The organism is Cohnella pontilimi (assembly GCF_005049045.1).
Classification (GTDB): domain Bacteria; phylum Bacillota; class Bacilli; order Paenibacillales; family Paenibacillaceae; genus Cohnella; species Cohnella pontilimi.
Window position 1 is genome coordinate 350034 of record NZ_SUPK01000005.1, and the last position, 19124, is coordinate 369157.

Consider the following 19124-nt stretch of genomic DNA (forward strand, 5'->3'; position numbering starts at 1 on the left):
GCCCCGTTGGTGTTTCAATATTTTAATGGGTTTTCCCGGAAAGGGGGATCCGCATTGGATTCCTTGCTTGTCGTTTTACAGGAGGCGGGAAACGCGGCGCTTGGGCTGCTGTCGCTGCCGTATTTTTATATCGCGGTGCTGCTCGCTTGGTGGCACGCCCGGCAAGCCTCGAAGCTGCAGAGGCGGCTTTTCCACGTCCGGCTGCACAGCTCGGTAACGGTGGCGCTTTGGCGCACAGGAGCAGGGGTGCTTGCGGGCATCGGATTGTCGCTGATCGGACTAGCGGCCGGCGCGGAGCTGACGGCAGGTACGCTGCTTTTCGTGTGGATCGCGACTTTCGTGCTCGCCTTATTCCGGCTCCGGTACATATGCTTGGCCTATGCGGCAGGAGCACTCGGGATTTTACAAGCGGTGCTGTCAGTAACCGTCTCGGAATCGAATTTGCATGGCTTTGCGCTGGACGCGGTTCAGACGTTGAACGATATAAATGTACCGGGACTGCTGTTTCTCGCCGGGCTGCTGCATGTGGCGGAAGGCCTTCTGGTAAGACTGCAAGGGGCCAAGACCGCGGTTCCCCTGTTTCTGGAAGGGAAGCGGGGCAAGCCGGTCGGCGGATTCGCGATTTCCGGGTTATGGCCGGTACCTCTGCTGTGGCTCGTTCCGGCATCGGGCGGGTTTGAGCTTCCATGGACGCCGTTATTCGGCATCGGGGGCGACATCGGCAGCTGGTCGCTGATGGCTTTTCCCGTGCTGATCGGTTTCAACGATCGTACGGAAACTTACTGGCCGGAGCAAAAATCGGCGCAGTCAGGCTACGCTTTGATGATCTATGGTGCTGTGTTGTCGGGGCTTGCAGCCGGAGCGGCGTTCTGGTCTCCGCTTGCCGTCGTGGCTTCCGTTGCGGCATTTGCCTTGCACGAAGGGCTGCTGCTGTTCAGCCGTTCCCGCGAGCGCGGCCGGCTGCCGCTGTACGTACAGGACGGCACCGGCGTACGGGTGCTGGCGGTGCTGCCGGGAACTCCGGCGGCGGAGATGGGTCTGGTGGCCGGGGAATTAATCCGCAAGGTGAACGGGGCGGCGACCCGCAACAAGAAGGAGCTGCATGCGGCATTGCAGCGGCAGGCGGCTTTTTCGAAAATGGAGGTCGTGAACCGGGAAGGCCATGTGAAGTTTGTACAGCGCGCGCGTTACGCCGGGGAACACCACATGCTCGGCTTGGTGTTGGCGCCGGACGAGGAAGCCGATTTCGTGGCGGCGCCGCGTTCCGCCTCGCTGTGGCAAGGGCTTGCCCGCCGTCGGCGGGACGCCGTTGCGCCGGCAGCGGAGGAAGCGCTCGCGGCGGAGACGGAAATGGCCGCTTCCGTCGAGATTGCGGAAGAGGACGAGCCGCTGGAGCTTTCCGATGAGGACTTGGAGCCGGTTCATGCGGCGGACGAACTTCCGCAAGATCCCGGCCTCCCGCCTCGCCGCTCGAAGTCACGGTAACATAAAATCCCGGAGTATCGTTAGCGATACTCCGGGTTTTTTTAGTTAGTCAGACTGACTATGGGATGTGCATGATCGCCACCGTGGTGGTTGTTAGTTAGTCAGACTGACTAAGGAATGTGCATGATCGCCACCGAGATGATTGTTAGTTAGTCAGACTGACTATGGAATGCGCATGATCGTCACCGTGATGATTGTTAGTTAGTCAGACGGACTAAGGAATGCGCATGATCGCCACCGTGCTGGTTGTTAGTTAGTCTGACTGACTAAGGAATGTGCATGATCGCCACCGTGATGATTGTTAGTTAGTCAGACTAACTAAGGATTGCGCATGATCGCCACCGCGGTGGCTGTTAGTTAGTCAGAAATGACTAAGGGATGTGCATGATCGCCACTATGGCTAAACGGCAAGTAGCACACCGCTACTCTGTATTGTACCCGGCTAACCATTTAAAGGAATTTAGTAGCAGAGAGCTACTATGCACCGTGTCCATGCTGCCAACCGAACGAAATAAGTAGCAGGGAGCTACTATGTAACGGGTCCGAGCCACCAGCCGATCGAAATAAGTAGCACACAGCTACTATGCAACGTATCCGTGCTGCAAACCGAACGAAATTAGTAGTAGAGAGCTACTATGTGCCGTAACCAAACTGCCAGCCGACCGAAATAAGTAGCAGAGAGCTACTATGCACCGCGCCCGAGCCACCAACTCACCAACACTACTCCTTCTCCTGCCGCAGCACCAGAATTTCCACCCGGCGGTTCTTTTGCCGGTTGGCTTCCGTGTCGTTTTTGGCGATGGGGCGGGTGTCCGCGTAGCCGGCCACTTCGAATCGCTTCTCTTCCAAGCCTTTCACATCGACGAAGTAGCGAAGAACCGATAAAGCCCGGCTTGCCGACAATCCCCAGTTGTCCTGGAACGCGCCGCCCGGCTGGATCGGCAAATTGTCGGTGTGCCCCTGTATCGAGATCGTCGTGTTCAGCCGGCCGAGCAAAACCGACATCCGGTCCAGCACCGGACGGGCGCCCGGCTTCAAATCGGCCCGTCCCAGACTGAACAGGAACTGATCCGACAACCGGATGGCGATGCCTTTGGGCGTGTCTTCGACGAAAACTTGCTTCTCCAAACGGTTGTCCTTCACATACTTTTCAATCAAGTGCAGCAAATCCTGGAGCGCCTGCTCCCGGTTTTTCGCCGTCTCCTTGGCATCCGAAGGCGAGGGAGTCTCGTATTTCGCGCGGTCGGTTCCGCCCATTACGCCCGTTCCCTGTTCCAGCACGCTGTCGGCTTTTCGAAATTGATGCTGCAGCGTTTGCGCCAGCGCATCGTATTTTTTGATGTCGATTTGGCTCATCGCATATAACACGACAAAAAAGATCATGAGCAGCGTAATCAAATCGGCATACGTAATGAGCCAACGTTCGTGATTTTCGTGCCCGCCCCGGTTTCGTTTATTCCGCCGCCGCATCAATACTCACCTTCTTTGCAGGGAGCCGATCCGCCGAATCGTCCAGCATCCTAAACGCCGTTAACTTTTTACGGATTAAATTCGGGTTTTCACCCGCTTGGATTGCGAGTATGCCCTCAAGCATCAGCTCGTGCGTGTGCACCTGCTCGGCTGCGCGAGAACGAATTTTGGCCGCAATGGGTAAATAGAGTATGTTTGCCGAAGCGACACCGTACAAGGTGGCGGTAAACGCCACGGCGATGGACGGTCCGAGCGCCGATGGCTCCGACAGGTTGCCCAGCACGTGAATCAAGCCCATGACGGTGCCGATGATGCCCATCGTGGGTGCAAAACCGCCGGCGGATTCGAAAATTTTGGCCTGCTGCTCCATCCTTTGTTCCACACCGTCGATTTCGACCTCTAAAATTTGCCGGTTCAGCTCGGGGTCGGTTCCGTCCACCACCATTTGCAAGCCGTCCCGTAGGAACCGGTTCGGATGCTCGACGATTCTGGATTCCAGCGCCAAAACGCCTTCACGCCGAGCGACGGTCGCTAATTCCACGATATCCTCGACCAACTGACCGGCATCCTCCTCACCAGAGCGAAAAGCGATGCGAAGAGACGCGGGGATGCGCCGCAGCCTGGACCAAGGGAAACTGACAGCGGTAGCGGCGAACGTTCCGCCAAACACGATCAGCACCGCCGTTTTCTCGAACAAGCCGCGCCAGTGGCCGCCTTCCCACAGGAATCCGCCGATCAGCGCCAGCAGGCCGGCCAAAATGCCAAACACGGTCGTCTTATCCAATCGTTTCAAAACTTGTCACTCCTTTGACGATGCCGCAGGAAACCGATATAATCAACAGGGGAACACACATTCTGATCGCAGCTCGTTTTGCTATATATATCGGGATTCTCCCGACTTCACATGATAGGGATTCGAACATTTTCAAAAGGAGGGTTTACCTGACGCTATGACGGATACTCAAATACTCGATAAACCGTTCAAGCTGGTTTCGGAATTCGCGCCGCAAGGCGACCAGCCGGAAGCGATCCGCAAACTGTCCGACGGGGTAGTAGCCGGCAAAAGACACCAGACGCTGCTCGGCGCCACCGGTACCGGCAAGACGTTCACCATTGCCCAGACGATTGCCAAACTCAACAAGCCGACGCTGGTTATCGCGCACAATAAGACGCTGGCGGCTCAGCTTTGCAGCGAGTTTCAGGAGTTCTTTCCGGAAAACGCGGTATCGTATTTCGTCAGCTACTACGATTACTACCAGCCGGAGGCGTACATCCCGTCTTCCGATACGTATATCGAAAAAGACTCCAGCATCAACGACGAGATCGACAAGCTGCGCCACTCCGCGACCTCGTCGCTCTTCGAGCGCCGCGACGTCATTATCGTGGCCAGCGTCTCGTGCATCTACGGCCTCGGTTCTCCGGAAGAGTACCGCGATTTGCGCCTGAGCCTGCGGGTCGGCATGGAGAAGCCGCGCAACGTCATTTTGCACAAGCTTGTGGATATTCAATATCAGCGGAACGACATCAACTTCACCCGCGGAACGTTCCGGGTGCGGGGCGACGTGATCGAGATTTTCCCCGTATCGAAAGACGATAAGGCGATCCGGGTCGAGCTGTTCGGCGACGAAATCGAACGGATTACCGAGATTGACGTGCTGACGGGGGAAATTACCGGGCAGCGGGATCATGTAGCTATTTTCCCTGCCTCTCACTTTGTAACCCACGAAGAAAAGATGAAACTGGCGATTGTGAATATCGAACGGGAGCTGGAGGAGCGTCTGGCGGAGCTTCGCGAAGCGGGCAAACTGCTGGAGGCGCAGCGGCTGGAGCAGCGAACCCGCTACGATCTGGAGATGATGGCGGAGATGGGGTTCTGCTCCGGCATCGAGAACTATTCCGGACCGCTGACGTTCCGGGAGCGCGGAGCGACTCCTTATACATTGATGGACTTTTTCCCCGACGACTTCCTCGTCGTCATCGACGAGTCTCACGTTACGCTGCCGCAAATCCGGGCGATGTACAACGGCGACCGTGCGCGCAAAGAAGTGCTGGTCGATCACGGTTTCCGACTGCCGTCCGCACTGGACAACCGGCCGCTGAAATTCGAAGAGTTCGAGAAAAAAGCGAAGCAGCTCATCTACGTCTCCGCGACACCGGGCCCGTACGAGCTGGAGCACAGCCCGGAAATGGTGCAGCAGATCATCCGGCCGACGGGATTGCTGGATCCGATCATCGAGGTACGTCCGACCAAAGGGCAGATCGACGACCTGTTGGACGAAATCCGGCTGCGTATCGCCAAGGAAGAGCGGGTGCTGGTCACGACGCTTACCAAGAAGATGGCGGAAGATTTGACCGATTATTTAAAAGATGTGGGTATCAAGGTCCGTTACTTGCACGCAGATATTAAAACGCTGGAACGAATGGCGATTTTGAGGGACTTGCGGCTGGGTGTGTTTGACGTCCTCGTGGGGATTAACTTGCTCAGAGAAGGTCTTGACTTGCCCGAGGTGAGCTTGGTGGCCATCCTCGATGCCGACAAAGAAGGGTTCCTGCGTGCGGAGCGCTCGCTGATCCAGACGATCGGCCGTGCGGCGCGCAACTCCGAAGGCAGAGTCATCATGTATGCCGATAAACGGACGGACTCGATGGATAAGGCGATTACCGAGACGGAACGCCGCCGCGCCATCCAGATCGCCTACAACGAGAAACACGGCGTTACGCCGCAGACGATCCGCAAAAAAGTGCGCGACATCATCGAAGCGACGAAGGTGGCAGAGGAGAAGACCGGTTATTTGACGGAAGCCGAGAAATTCGGGAAAATGTCCAAAAAAGAACGTCAGTCCATGATCGAGCGTCTCGAGTTCGAGATGAAGGAAGCGGCCAAGAGCCTGCAGTTCGAACGGGCAGCGGAGCTTCGCGACGCGCTGCTTGAGTTGAAAGCCGGCATGTCTTAACCTTGCTGAAATGGAGTGAAAAGGATGCCTGCTAGCCCGCCTTTTGAAGGGATGTTTCCCGTCATGTCCGAGTGGTTTGTCCGAACATTCGGCGAACCTACGGATATTCAGCGGCGGGCGTGGGAGGCCATTACTTCGGGAAGCCATTCGTTGATTGCCGCTCCGACGGGGTCGGGCAAGACGCTGGCTTCCCTTTTGCCATGTCTGGATCGGCTGCTATGGGAGAAGTCCCAGGGAGCGGACGATAACGGGGTGAAAATTTTATATATCACACCGTTAAAGGCGTTAAATAACGATATTCATCACCATGTGTTCGGCTTTGTGGAAGAGATTGAACGGGTGGCCGCGGAAACGGGACAACCATGGCCGGGTATCCGCAGCGCCGTGCGAACGGGGGATACGAAGCCGGCGGAGCGGACCGCCATGCAGAGACGGCCTCCGGATTTGCTCGTGACGACGCCTGAATCTCTGTATTTGTTGCTCACTTCGAACAACGGCCGCAATATGTTGCAATCGGTCCGGCAAGTCATTGTGGACGAAATTCACAGTCTGGCGGCGGATAAACGGGGAACCCATCTGTCGCTGTCGCTCGAGCGCCTGCAGGAGCTGTGCGGTCATGCCGTGCAGCGGATCGGCGTATCCGCAACGCAGAAACCGCTCGAGCGGGTTGCGCGGTATCTCGCCGGCTGGGAGGAAGAGGACGGTGCGAGCGGCGGACCGAACGGAAAGATCGAGGTCGACGGATTCGTGCATCCGCTCGGCTATCGGGCGAGACCGGTTCGTATCGTCGAGAGCGACATCGTCAAGAGGTACTCGGTACAGGCGACCATACCGGATCAAAACCGTCCTGCCCAAACGAGGGAAGCGGTATGGCTCCCCTTGCTGGACCGGATCATGCAGCTGATAGAGGGGAGCCGGTCCGTCCTGATTTATGTGAACAGCCGACGCTTATGCGAGCGGCTTTGTTTGCGTCTGAACGATCACGTCGGATACGAAATGGCCAGAGCCCATCACGGCAGCATGTCGCGGGAATGGCGGTTGGAAGTGGAACGGATGCTCAAAGCCGGCGAGCTGCGCTGCATTGTGGCGACGGCTTCGCTGGAGCTGGGGATCGACGTCGGTCATGTGGATTTCGTCATCCAAATCGATCCACCGCCAGAGGCGGCAGCCGGTATTCAACGGGTAGGCCGGGCCGGCCACTCTGTCGGCGATACGAGCCGAGGAGCGATCGTCGCCCGGTACAAGGGTGCGCTGCCGGACATTGCCGTGCTGAGCCGGTTAATCGCGGAACGGGACATTGAGGAAATCCGCGTTCCGCGGGATTCTCTGGACGTCTTGTCGCAGCAGACCGTCGCCATGGCCGCGGAGCAGGATTGGACGGTGGACCGTCTTTACCGGCTCATTATCCGAAGCGACAGCTATCGCGCGTTCCCGAGGGACAGGCTGGAATCGCTGCTGGAGCTGCAGTCCGGGTTTTACCCTTTCGTCCGTCCGCTGTTGGATTGGGACCGGGAGACCGGCGCGGTGACGCGGCGTGCGAATTCGGCGATGGCGGCGATCACGGGTGCGGGCACCATTCCGCAAAGCTCGGCGTATCCGGTCCATCATGCCGAAAGCCGCGCGCACATCGGGGAGCTGGATGAGGAATTCATCCAGGAAACGAAGGTGGGCGACGTCGTGCAGCTGGGCTCTCAGCCATGGATGATCCGCGAAATCAAGCATGACCGGGTGTATGCGACGGAAGCCGGCAACCGCTTCAGCGAAATCCCGTTTTGGCGCAACGAGGCGGCCAGCCGTTCTTATGAATTGGGAGCGAAGATCGGGGGCTTTCTCCGGGAGTTGGAGACGAGGCTTGAGAGCCAGGACGAAGCCACGATCGAATGGCTCGAGTCCGGCTATGGCATGGATGCGCATACGGGGAATGAACTGATCGGGTATATCCGCTCTCAGAAGGCCGTGAGCCTGGTGCCGACGGACCGGCGGATCGTCGTCGAGCATTACCGGGATGTCGCCAATCAGAAACATGTAATCATCCACAACCATTTCGGCAAAAGACTGAACCGCACTTGGCTGTTGGCGATCGAGCGGCAGTTCGAAAACACGCTTCCTTACCGCGTGTACGGCAATGCGAAGGACAACGGAATCGAGCTCGTTTTCTCGGAATGGGACGTTTCGTGGCTGCATGTGATTTGGCAGGTGACATCCGCCAATGTGGACGCTTTGCTGGCGGAAGCGCTGGCCGGCTCGCCGCTGCTCGCCGTCGCGTTTCGGCGTATCGCCGAGACGTCGTTGCTGCTATCTCGCAGTTTTACGCGCATTCCGCTCTGGCAGAAAAGACTCCGTGGCGCGGAATTGCTGAAAAACGCCCTCCCTTATGCCGAGAGGTTTCCGTATTTTCAGGAAGCGATGCGGGAGGCGATGCACGACTATTTGGACATTGACCGTTTGCGGGACGTGCTCGAAGCGCTGGCGGACGGCCGGATCGAAATGGACGTGCGAGAAACCGAGTTTCCTTCGCCCATGGCGGCTCAGTTTATTTTCGACTATGTAAATATGCGGATTTACGAGGGCGACGGGCTGGACGAGTCCGTTCAGCTGCAGCTGCTGCAATTCAGCAAATCATTCGCCGGCGAGCTGTTCGGCTCGGATAGCGGTCTACAACCGGTCGATCCGGACATTTTGGCGGAGGAAGGAGAACGACTGAGCCGGCCGGCCGCCGTCTTGCGCAATGCTGATGAACTACTGCGGCTGTTGAAGGAGCGGGGCGATGCCACGGAAGAGGAGATCGTCCATTGGGGAGGAGCGGAGTCGGCGGAATGGCTGCAGGAGCTGCGGCGTCGCCGGCGCGTGTCGGGCGTCCGTAGGATCGGCGGCCACGCTGAGCGTTGGATCGCCGCGGACGAGCGGGAGATATACGAAGCCTTCCCGGAATCCCCGGAATCAGTCATCTTCATCGTCGGCCGTTATGCGAACAATCGTCTTTCCTTCACGGAAGCGGAATTGCAGGAGCGGTACCCCGTTCTCGACGGACCGGCGGCGGAAGCTGCAGTGGATACACTGCTTAAGCAGGGGCTGATCGAACAGGCGCCGTTCGCGGCGGATCCAGAAGAACGAATTTGGTCCGGCCGGAATGTGGCGGCCCGGCTCATCCGGCTGTCGATCGGGAAAGCCCGCCGGAATATCGAGCCTGTCGATGCTTCGCGCTGGCTCGGTCATTTGCTGCGGCAACAGCACGTGCTGCCGGATCAAGCACGCCGGGGAAGCGAGGGTTTGCTGCAGGTGATCGAACGGCTGCAAGGCTTATTTTTGCCGCTGTTGCATTGGGAATCGATCATTTTTCCGTCTCGGCTGACCGACTATCGCAAAGAAAGTCTCGATTTGCTCTGCGCCTCGGGTCAAGTGATTTGGCTCGGGCGCAAAGACGCAGACGGCAAAGAAGGGAAGGTCGCCTTCTTCCTTGCCGAACAGCGTGCGCTCTACGAGCCATGGTTATCGACCGGCGAGAATCGGGAATGCTCGCATCCGGAGCTTCTGGAAATGCTGCGCACCGGCGGAGCCCGGTTTCTGACGCGCTTAAGCCAGGAGACCGGCAAGCTGCCGTCCGAATTGCTTCCTTCTCTGCTGGATTTGGTGTGGGAAGGGCATGTGTCCAACGATCAGTTTGCGCCGCTGCGTATGTCCACCCGAATCAAAGGCAAGGACGGTTTCCTGAAAGCCGGCTCCGGACTCGGCCGCTGGTATTGGACGGGTTCCTTGCTAGGTGGAGACGCACCGGCGGACAGCGGCGGAGAGACGCCGCAGGGGGCGGATCCGCAAGATCAACCGGCCGTTCGGTGGGTGCATCATCTGTTGGAGACCTACGGCCTGGTGACGAAGGATATTGTCGCCCAAACGAGCCCTTACCCATGGGATACTTTAATTCCGGTACTGAGAAAGCTGGAGGAATGGGGAGCGGTGACGCGCGGAATGTTCATCCGCGATCTTCACGTCCTGCAGTTCACGACCCGTGAGATGGCCGAGACGATCCGAAAGCCGGTGCCCGGCGGCGCGCCGTCCGGCATCACGCTGCTATCATCGGTCGATCCGGCGAATCCATACGGGATGATCGTGGACTGGCCGGCTGCGGAAGGCGCCTCCTTCTCGCGCAAACCGGGGAATTACATGGTTCTGCAGGGTGACCGGTGGCTATACTGGGTAGAAAACAACGGGAAGAGAATTTACGCCATGTCAGGATCCGGCGGCGATTCTCCGGACAGACGGGAACAGGAACGGGTGCTCAAAACGGCATTCTCTCTGTTGCTTAAACATAGGGGATTGTCCAAAATTTCCGTGGAACAGTGGAATGGCCGCAAAATTCGCGATTCCCAGGCGGCAGATGTTCTGCTGGCGCTTGGCGCGGAACGGGATCGGGACTCTCTCGTTTTATGGCCGAGCCAGCTTCGCTAATTTGCGGAATATTTGCATGACCGTTTACACTTCTGTATAATGAATGGGAACACACATTCCTATTATTGGTTGTGCGGCGGCGGCCGGCTTTGCGAAAGCCCGGCCTCGTTGTCGCGAAAGGGGCTTTTATTCTTTGGCCAACGAGCGTATCGTGATCAAGGGTGCGAGAGCGCACAATCTCAAAAATATCGACGTCACCATTCCGCGTGACAAATTCGTGGTGCTTACCGGCCTGTCCGGCTCCGGCAAATCGTCGCTGGCGTTTGACACGATTTATGCCGAAGGCCAGCGCCGCTATGTGGAGTCTCTTTCCGCCTATGCGAGACAATTCCTCGGTCAAATGGACAAACCCGACGTCGACTCGATCGACGGACTGTCGCCCGCCATTTCGATCGACCAGAAGACGACGAGCCGAAATCCGCGTTCTACCGTCGGGACGGTAACGGAGATTTACGACTATTTACGTCTGTTGTTCGCCCGGATCGGGAAGCCTCATTGCCCGGAGCACGGAGTGGAAATTACCTCGCAGACGGTGGAACAGATGGTCGACCGGCTGCTCGAATATCCGGAACGGACCCGAATGCAGATTTTGGCTCCGATTGTATCCGGCCGTAAAGGCGAACATGTCAAACTGCTCGCCGACGCGCAGAAGCAAGGCTTCGTCCGCGTGCGCGTCAACGGAGAAATCCGCGACCTGTCGGAGAAAATCGAGCTGGAGAAAAACAAGAAGCATTCGGTGGAAATCGTCGTGGACCGCATCGTCGTCAAGGAAGACGTGTCCGCGAGGCTGGCCGATTCGCTCGAAACGGCGCTGAAGCTCGCCGATGGCAAAGTCATCGTGGACGTCATGGACAAGGAAGAGCTGATGTTCAACTCCAATCTGGCTTGTCCGGTTTGCGGCTTCTCGATCGACGAGCTGGCTCCGCGGATGTTCTCATTCAACTCGCCTTTCGGCGCGTGTCCGGAGTGTGACGGCTTAGGCGCCAAAATGGTCGTCGACCCCGACCTGCTGGTGCCGGATCGCAGCAAAAGCATCGACGAAGGCGCCTTCGAGGCATGGGCCGGAAGCACATCGACCTACTACCCGCAGTTTCTTGCTGCGGTTTGCTCCCATTACGGTATCAAAACCAACGTCCCCGTTGAAAAACTCAGCGACAAGCATATGCACATTCTTCTTTACGGAACGGGCGGCGAACGCATCCGCTTCCGCTATGAGAACGAATTCGGCCATACGCGCGACGCGCAAGTTCCGTTCGAAGGAATTGTTCACAACCTGGAACGACGCTACCGGGATACGGGTTCCGACGGGATCCGCGAGTTTATCGAAGCGTATATGAGCGCTCGGCCGTGCGGCACGTGTCATGGACACCGCCTTAAGAAAGAATCGCTGGCTGTGACGGTCGGCAGCCAGAATATGGCGTATGTGACGGCCTTGTCAATCGGAGAAGCGCAGAAGTTTTTCGACGGACTGGAGTTAAGCACCAAAGATCGGTCGATCGCCAACCTCATTTTGAAGGAAATCAACAACCGGCTTGGCTTCCTGGTGAACGTCGGACTGGACTATTTGACGCTGTCCCGCGCGGCCGGAACCTTGTCCGGCGGGGAAGCGCAGCGGATCCGGCTGGCCACCCAGATCGGCTCGAGTCTGATGGGCGTACTGTACATTCTGGATGAGCCCAGCATCGGGCTGCACCAACGGGACAACGACCGGCTTATCCGCACGCTGGAACATATGCGGGATCTCGGCAATACGCTGATCGTCGTGGAACACGACGAAGATACGATGCTGGCAGCGGACTACATCATCGACATCGGACCCGGCGCCGGCATCCACGGAGGACAGATCATCGCGCAGGGCACTCCGAACGAAGTGATGGCCGACGAGAAATCGTTGACAGGCGCGTATTTGAGCGGGCGTAAGTTTATCCCCGTGCCGCTTAAGCGACGCAAGCCGAACGGCAAATGGCTGGAAATCAAAGGCGCGAAAGAGAACAACCTGAAAAATCTGAACGCCAAGTTCCCGCTCGGCGTGTTCACCGCAGTGACGGGCGTATCCGGCTCCGGCAAATCGACGCTGGTGAACGAGATTTTGTATAAGACGTTGGCCCGCGACCTGAACAAAGCCAAAACCCGTCCGGGAGCGCACAAGGAGTTTCTCGGAATCGAGCACCTGGAGAAGGTCATCGACATCGACCAGTCGCCGATCGGGCGTACACCGCGGTCCAACCCGGCAACATACACCGGCGTGTTCGACGACATCCGCGGCGTGTTCGAGATGACGAACGAAGCCAAAGTGCGCGGCTATAAAAAAGGCCGCTTCAGCTTTAACGTGAAGGGCGGGCGTTGCGAAGCCTGCAAAGGCGACGGTATTATCAAAATCGAGATGCACTTTTTGCCCGACGTCTACGTGCCTTGTGAAGTGTGCAAGGGCAAACGTTACAACCGCGAAACGCTGGAAGTGAAGTACAAAGGGAAAAACATTGCGGAAGTGCTGGAGATGACGATCGAGAACGCCACGGAGTTTTTCGTGAACATTCCCAAGATCCATCGCAAACTGCAGACCCTATTGGACGTCGGTCTCGGTTATATGAATCTCGGCCAGCCGGCTACGACGCTGTCGGGCGGCGAAGCCCAGCGCGTGAAGCTGGCCGCCGAGCTCTACCGCCGCAGCACCGGCAAAACGCTCTACATTCTCGACGAGCCGACGACCGGCTTGCATGTCGACGATATCGACCGCCTGTTGCAAGTGCTGCAGCGCTTGGTCGACTCCGGTGAGAGCGTTCTGGTCATCGAGCATAACCTCGATGTGATCAAAACTGCCGACTACCTGGTCGACCTCGGTCCCGAAGGCGGCAACGGCGGCGGCACGATCGTCGCGACCGGCACGCCCGAGGAAGTCGCCAAAAACGTGAAGTCCTACACCGGCAAATACCTCGGTCCGATCCTGGAGCGCGACCGCGCCCGCACCGAGGCGGCACTCGCCAAGGCATAACAAGATGAAAATGAGCAACGCAAAGGTTAAATTCCCTTGTGTTGCTCATTTTTTATTTGGAACTGAGGTAATGCTCGATGCCGTCCAATATCCGTTCGAGACCGAAATCAAAATCATTATCGACGGTGTGATCTGCCTCATTTTCCCCAGTATACGCACCGGACATCATAACCGGATGCAAGTTCGGAAAGCGATCCTTCGTCACCAGTTGTTTCAGGGCGGTGCTGTAATCCGTTCCGCTGAAAGCTTCCGGGCTGCTGCCCGCTCGAATGGCTCTTTCCATATCCCGAGCCAACATGCCGGTTGCGCGCGCATAACTGCTTAACAGAAGGATAATGGACATTTTCTCGCTGTCGTGGAGACGGAGTCCCGCCATAGCCCCTAGCACCCAATCCACCATCCGAAGGTTGTTCGGCGTCAAGGGGACTCCTGAAATCGGAATATCTCCAAACCAAGGATGCTCCCGGAACACCGGCATCGTAATGCGAACATACGTCCGAAGATTATCCCGCCAGTTCTCCGCCTTATCTGGGAGATCTATATAAGACACGGCTTCCTGCATCAACAACAATAAGTCGTCCTTGCTGGGAATGTACCTATAGAGGGACATCGTGGTAAAACCCAGCGAAGCCGCAACCCGGTTCATGGAAACGGCGGATAACCCCTCCTTGTCCGCAATGGAAACCGCCGTATCCACGATTTGTTCGATGCTCATTTCACGCTTCGGCCCCCGCTGAGGCTGCTTGACAAGCCCCCAACTCATCGCCACTCCCCGCGGCAGCTTTGCCTCTATATCGCCTTCCATGGTGTAAGTCCTCCCAAATGTCCGATATCTGCTAAATTCATCCCAAAAATAATCCTTGCACAATAACTGTATACGGAATATACTGTGTATGCAACATACTGTTTATTGTGTAAACAGAAAGGAGATCGAAAAATGATGACAGCAGCCATTGAGATGAAAGGACTGCGCAAAGCATTCGGTCAACATAACGTATTGGACGGGATTGACCTTTCGGTTCCGGCCGGGTCCATCTTTGCACTTCTTGGCCCGAACGGTGCAGGTAAGACGACGATAATCAACATCCTTTCCACGTTGGTCACTCCGGATTCGGGAAGCGTACGGGTAGCCGGTCACGATATCACCGAGAAGGAAAGTGTAAAAAGGTCCATCAGTCTGACCGGCCAGTTCGCCGCGGTGGATGAGGTGCTAACCGCAGAGGAGAACCTGCGCATGATCGGCAGGCTTTCCGGACTTACGAAAGCGGAGGCACGCATAAGAGCGGCCGAGCTGTTGGAGATCTTCGATCTCACAGCATCAGCACGCAAAAGAGTGAAAACTTTTTCGGGAGGCATGCGCCGTCGGCTGGACTTGGCGCTAAGTCTAGTGGTAAACCGGCCGATTCTATTCCTCGATGAACCCACCACAGGTCTGGATGCCCAGAGCAGACGGGCATTGTGGGATCATATCCGGCAGCTTGCCCGGAATGGCGTTACGGTTTTCCTCACGACGCAATATTTGGAGGAAGCAGATCAATTGGCGGATGCCATTGCGGTAATCGCCGGCGGCCGCGTCGTAGCGGAAGGAACGGCGGATCAATTGAAATCCCGCATCGGCGGTGAAGTCGTTGAGCTTCGAGATCAGCAGGATGAAATCATTCGTGAGATCCCGGCCGGCAGCAGCATACGGGAAGTCAAAAAGACCATTGACGAGTTGGTCCTCACCGCTCCTGAGGGATCGCGGATCAACATTCGCAGACCGAGCATGGAAGATGTATTTGTGGCTTTGACGACTCAAGAACGGGAGGAATCCGCCATATGATCGCTCAAATCAAACCGGCCCAATCGGCATCTGTCGGTGCCACCCATGCGGTTTTCATTCAACGGAGCATTCTTCACAGCGTGCGCAACACGGAGGCCTTGATCATGGCTATCATGCTTCCGATCATGCTCATGCTGCTCTTCACCTACGTTTTTGGAGGCGCCCTTGATCCGGGCGGCAATTACGTCAACTATGTGGTGCCGGGCATTATTCTTCTCTGCGCAGGATTCGGATCTTCGAGCGCTGCGGTCGATGTGGCCGGAGATATGACGAACGGTATCATTGACCGGTTTCGAACGATGCCAATTCGCAGTATGAGTGTGATTGTAGGACACGTGATTGCGAGCCTCGCCCGAAATCTCGTCGCAACCGCCGTCGTGTTCGGCTTGGCTTTGCTCGTAGGGTTCCGCCCATCTGCCGGCTTTGTGGAGTGGCTCGCCGCAGTCGGTGTGATCACCCTCTTCATACTCGCCATTACTTGGCTCTACGCGGCCATCGGTCTCGTCGCCGGCAGTCCGTCGGCCGCGAGCGGCTACGGATTCGCCCTGCTTTTTCTCCCTTATCTTTCAAGCGCATTCGTTCCGACTCACACGATGCCGGCCTGGCTGCGTGGAGTAGCCGATAACCAGCCCATCACGCCGATCATCGAGACGATTCGCGGGCTCCTAACAGGAAGCCCCATTCATGACTCCGCTTATTGGGCAGTCGGATGGTGTGCACTCATTCTTGCCGGATCCTATTTGTGGGCTTCTTGGAGTTTTCATCGTAAGGCAGGACGAAGATAACAGCTATATGAATGATCAGGCTACCCATCAAAAATGATCGGTAGCCTTTCAACTATTCCGCTATAATATAGGAGAAATAACTGAGATTAACACAATGGAAGGTGATGCATTTTGAGTTACGCAGAAGTAATAGATGATTACAAAAGCCAACTCATGCGTTATTCCATCGACCAATTAAGATACATATCCGAGCCGGGAGTTTGGTCTCTCGGCCAAATGTACGATCACATGATCCTTACTGCGCTTGACTATCTCGATCAAGTGCAAAGTTGTGCATCCGCTAAAGTAGAGCAACGGCTGGGAAAGACGGAGGCCGGCGATCAATTATTTAAAGCGGGTTCATTCCCTCCGATAAAAATCAAATTGCCGGACGGACCTGAGAATTCCCCCAGTAATTCGGAAACCGTAGATGACCTTATGCGCGGTCTCGATTCGGTGCTGAAGAGAATGTCTGAATGGGAGGGAAAGGTAGATGCGGTAACCCCAAACTATAAAGTCAGACATGACGGTTTTGGGTGGCTCACCGCACGGGAGTGGTTCGATTTAGTCGGGATGCATTTTCGCCATCACTTGCGCCAGAAGAGTGAACTGGAACAGAAGCTTCGGGTATAAATTTCTCTATAAAATGTTAAGGGGTGTAGGCATGCGGACATTAGGGTCGATGAATGTGGATGTGATCACGTTGTTCGTGGAAGATTTAAAAGGGACGAAGACGTTCTATCAAAAAGTATTTGGCTTGTCCGCCGTATATGAAGACGAGGCTTCTGCGGTATTCAACTTCGGAAATATGAGCATTAACCTTCTGGATATTACCGAATCATACGAACTGATTCATCCGGGCACGGTCGCAAGCCGAGAGTCCGGATCTCGTTTCCAGTTTACCATCCGGGTGGACGATGTGGATGCAGTATGTCATGACTTAAAAACACGCGGCGTTGCTCTACTTAACGGTCCAATGGACCGGCCCTGGGGAATACGCACTGCTTGCTTCGCTGACCCGGCAGGACATATTTGGGAGATTGCGAGCAATTGAACCCATAGAGAACGGAAGGCTGCCGAGGTTCATCGCTTGGCAGCTTTTTTGTGTCTTCTTGAGGGATTTCGAAAATGAATGACGTAGTACTATACAGAAAGAACATGTGGTGCGAAAGGGAGAAAAAATGGACACAGAAGAACAAGTCCTGGTGGACGCCTTACGTAACCACCGTACGATGGCGCTCGAACGATTAATGGACCAATTCGGGAACAGTGTTTACGGGCTCGTGAGCCGGATTTTGGCTGGAACAGGCCGTGTCGAGGATACGGAAGAGTGTGTCAGCGATGTATTCGTAACAGCCTGGAGACGGATCGACCAATTCGATTCGACAAGAGGTACGTTAAAAACGTGGTTATTGGTGCTAGCCAAATACATCGCGTTGGATGTCAGGCGAAAACTGTTGCGACAACCTGGAACCGTTGAAATTGATGCCAGCGAGAGTTCAGGCGAAAACATAGAGGAAGCGGTCCTTTCAAAAGAAGCCTCCATGGAAATGAGGAACATGGTCAACGCCCTGACGGAGCCGGACCGTACGATATTCTACAAAAGGTATTTTTATTATGAATCCGTAGAGCAAATTGCGAAAGCACTCGGTATTACCAATAAAGCCGTGGAAAACCGTCTTTATCGTATACGTAAAGAGTTCAAAGAGAAGCTCCAAGAAAGGGGGACTGGCATCAAGCATGCAAAATAGGGACGAAGACAAGTGGCTGTTCGATTGGACGGATAGTGAGGATCCGCAGGAATTGAAAGGCTTGAGCTCCGTTCAGCCTGACGAGGAAACAGGGCCGGATGATAAGGCTTGGCATCGGATGAAAAAAAGGACGTTCGAGAAATTGGGTTATCCGGAACGGGAGAACGATTTACAAGCTAGCGAACCGTTGATGCAAGAGAATAGACGATCTCGACGCAGGGTCGTCGGAAAGTGGTTGGCCGCCGTTAGCGCTGCTGCAGTCATCTGTATGCTTCTCATATCCATTTCTCCCGACGTTCAGGCGCAATTGAAAAAGGCGCTGCAATTCATTCCCGGCTTCGGCTACGTTCAACAAAAGGACGATTCCGCACAACCGGTATTTGTTCTCCAAAAACCGGTGGAATTCCAAGGTGAATACGACACCGTTACGATCGACGGGCTGGTCATCCGGAGTACCGGCGGGGAAATCGCCCTCAGTGGCGACGATCTCTCGGACAAAACAGACGACAGTATTATTCTCAGTACAGCACATGGCGAATATGAGTTTAAGCGAGGTTCCGCAAGCTGGGGAAGTGGGGGGCCTTGGGAGGCCGGATATTATTATCAGGGACAAATCCCCATTACTGCGCTTAGTCAAGTTAAGTTGCGATTCGGCAATTCTGTCGTTCCTCTCGATCTGGAAGAGGCACAAAGTGCGGAAAATATGATAAGCTTCGGCCCAAGTGACACACAAAACGGCATTCGGATTACCGGAGTGGTCACCAGGCTCGATGGACAGCGCGTGAAAGTAAACCTCCTTACACAGCTTCCCCAGCTGCAGATCGTGGATTCTTTTAGTAAAGAGCCGATTACTGGGGAGCAAAAACTCGAAGTGACAGACAGTAATGGGAAGATGTACGAAGTACTAAAGGATATAGGTTTCGTGAAACCGAGAGACATCCTTTTTGACGATTCAACAGGAGGTGCGGAGCATTACACACTGACCATCCCTTATATCAGGGTCGAGGACATGGGAGTGCAGCATGAAAAAGTCACGCTGCCTGTTCCTCAGCAAGGGTCGCAAAATATTCATGTTACAAGTGCGCTTGACGGATTTCCTGTTGATTTCACTCAAGTAGAGCGTGTAAATGAACGAACTGTGCGGGTGTCTGTCGATGTTCATTTCGACGCTGCACAATCCAAAACACTGCAGAGTTATAGACTCTTTGATCAGGATGGTTTCGGCATATCCCATACCTCAAAGATCAATGAGCAAACCAGAGCCTTAGAATTTGAATGGCTGGATGTAGAACCGGGACAGAAAGAAATCACTTTCTACATGGGCGAGCCGCAAATCGTGATTAAAGGACCATGGATACTCCGAGATCTGCATTGAGTTTTAATACTCAGAAAGCCCAATAACACAGCCTGCCGGCGCCAACCGGCAGGCTGTTCCGCTAA

At 55.6% G+C, this 19124-nt stretch carries 13 protein-coding genes; 10 read left to right on the top strand and 3 right to left on the bottom strand.

All coding sequences use genetic code 11. The annotated features are described in order from the left end of the window. Positions 1-54 precede the first annotated feature (54 nt). Entirely contained in the window at positions 55-1485 is a 1431-nt protein-coding gene (locus tag E5161_RS12370; RefSeq protein WP_136778116.1) for a PDZ domain-containing protein, read from the top strand. Between the two features lie 720 nt (positions 1486-2205). Here E5161_RS12370 and E5161_RS12375 read toward each other — a convergent pair. Continuing rightward, a complete protein-coding gene (locus E5161_RS12375; protein WP_136778117.1) occupies positions 2206-2955 on the bottom strand; it encodes an OmpA/MotB family protein in 750 nt (249 codons plus the stop codon). Then, positions 2939-3739 carry a flagellar motor protein gene (locus E5161_RS12380; protein ID WP_136778179.1) on the bottom strand — a complete coding sequence of 267 codons (801 nt, stop codon included), beginning with the start codon at positions 3737-3739 and terminating at the stop codon, positions 2939-2941. Before E5161_RS12380 ends, E5161_RS12375 begins: the two co-directional genes overlap by 17 nt. 166 nt (positions 3740-3905) lie before the next feature. On the opposite strand from E5161_RS12380, the gene uvrB reads away from it, so the two are divergent. From uvrB to uvrA, 3 genes are all read left to right on the top strand, one after another. Continuing rightward, positions 3906-5909, top strand: coding sequence for an excinuclease ABC subunit UvrB (gene uvrB / locus E5161_RS12385; RefSeq protein WP_136778118.1), 2004 nt, complete (start codon positions 3906-3908; stop codon positions 5907-5909). Positions 5910-5972: 63 nt separating this feature from the next. After that, positions 5973-10355, top strand: coding sequence for a DEAD/DEAH box helicase (locus E5161_RS12390; RefSeq protein WP_246042202.1), 4383 nt, complete (start codon positions 5973-5975; stop codon positions 10353-10355). Between the two features lie 133 nt (positions 10356-10488). Beyond that, positions 10489-13347, top strand: coding sequence for an excinuclease ABC subunit UvrA (gene uvrA, locus E5161_RS12395; protein ID WP_136778120.1), 2859 nt, complete (start codon positions 10489-10491; stop codon positions 13345-13347). 52 nt (positions 13348-13399) lie between these two features. On the opposite strand, the gene E5161_RS12400 is transcribed toward uvrA, so the two are convergent. Further along, entirely contained in the window at positions 13400-14152 is a 753-nt protein-coding gene (locus tag E5161_RS12400) for a TetR/AcrR family transcriptional regulator (protein ID WP_136778121.1), read from the bottom strand. 132 nt (positions 14153-14284) lie between these two features. On the opposite strand from E5161_RS12400, the gene E5161_RS12405 reads away from it, so the two are divergent. The 6 genes from E5161_RS12405 to E5161_RS12430 all read left to right on the top strand — a co-directional run bounded on the left by E5161_RS12405 (position 14285) and on the right by E5161_RS12430 (position 19059). Beyond that, positions 14285-15169: an ATP-binding cassette domain-containing protein gene (locus E5161_RS12405; RefSeq protein ID WP_136778122.1), complete on the top strand. Its 885-nt coding sequence runs from the start codon at positions 14285-14287 to the stop codon at positions 15167-15169. Then, positions 15166-15954 carry an ABC transporter permease gene (locus E5161_RS12410; RefSeq protein WP_136778123.1) on the top strand — a complete coding sequence of 263 codons (789 nt, stop codon included), beginning with the start codon at positions 15166-15168 and terminating at the stop codon, positions 15952-15954. The genes E5161_RS12405 and E5161_RS12410 overlap by 4 nt, the downstream gene beginning before the upstream one ends. 111 nt (positions 15955-16065) lie before the next feature. Further along, the gene (locus E5161_RS12415) at positions 16066-16566 is read left to right on the top strand and encodes a DinB family protein (RefSeq protein WP_136778124.1); all 501 of its coding nucleotides are present in this window, start codon (positions 16066-16068) and stop codon (positions 16564-16566) included. 31 nt (positions 16567-16597) lie between these two features. Continuing rightward, a complete protein-coding gene (locus E5161_RS12420; RefSeq protein WP_136778125.1) occupies positions 16598-16987 on the top strand; it encodes a VOC family protein in 390 nt (129 codons plus the stop codon). Between the two features lie 127 nt (positions 16988-17114). Further along, the gene (locus tag E5161_RS12425) at positions 17115-17684 is read left to right on the top strand and encodes a sigma-70 family RNA polymerase sigma factor (RefSeq protein ID WP_136778126.1); all 570 of its coding nucleotides are present in this window, start codon (positions 17115-17117) and stop codon (positions 17682-17684) included. Further along, entirely contained in the window at positions 17674-19059 is a 1386-nt protein-coding gene (locus E5161_RS12430) for a hypothetical protein (RefSeq protein WP_136778127.1), read from the top strand. Before E5161_RS12425 ends, E5161_RS12430 begins: the two co-directional genes overlap by 11 nt. The last annotated feature ends 65 nt before the right edge of the window (positions 19060-19124 follow it).

Bases quoted from the DNA above. Each gene is read 5' to 3' on its own strand.
- E5161_RS12375 (WP_136778117.1), bottom strand. From the start codon at position 2,955: ATGCGGCGGCGGAATAAACGAAACCGGGGCGGGCACGAAAATCACGAA.
- uvrB (WP_136778118.1), top strand. From the start codon at position 3,906: ATGACGGATACTCAAATACTCGATAAACCGTTCAAGCTGGTTTCGGAA.
- E5161_RS12390 (WP_246042202.1), top strand. From the start codon at position 5,973: ATGTCCGAGTGGTTTGTCCGAACATTCGGCGAACCTACGGATATTCAG.
- E5161_RS12400 (WP_136778121.1), bottom strand. From the start codon at position 14,152: ATGGAAGGCGATATAGAGGCAAAGCTGCCGCGGGGAGTGGCGATGAGT.
- E5161_RS12405 (WP_136778122.1), top strand. From the start codon at position 14,285: ATGATGACAGCAGCCATTGAGATGAAAGGACTGCGCAAAGCATTCGGT.
- E5161_RS12410 (WP_136778123.1), top strand. From the start codon at position 15,166: ATGATCGCTCAAATCAAACCGGCCCAATCGGCATCTGTCGGTGCCACC.
- E5161_RS12420 (WP_136778125.1), top strand. From the start codon at position 16,598: ATGCGGACATTAGGGTCGATGAATGTGGATGTGATCACGTTGTTCGTG.
- E5161_RS12425 (WP_136778126.1), top strand. From the start codon at position 17,115: ATGGACACAGAAGAACAAGTCCTGGTGGACGCCTTACGTAACCACCGT.
- E5161_RS12430 (WP_136778127.1), top strand. From the start codon at position 17,674: ATGCAAAATAGGGACGAAGACAAGTGGCTGTTCGATTGGACGGATAGT.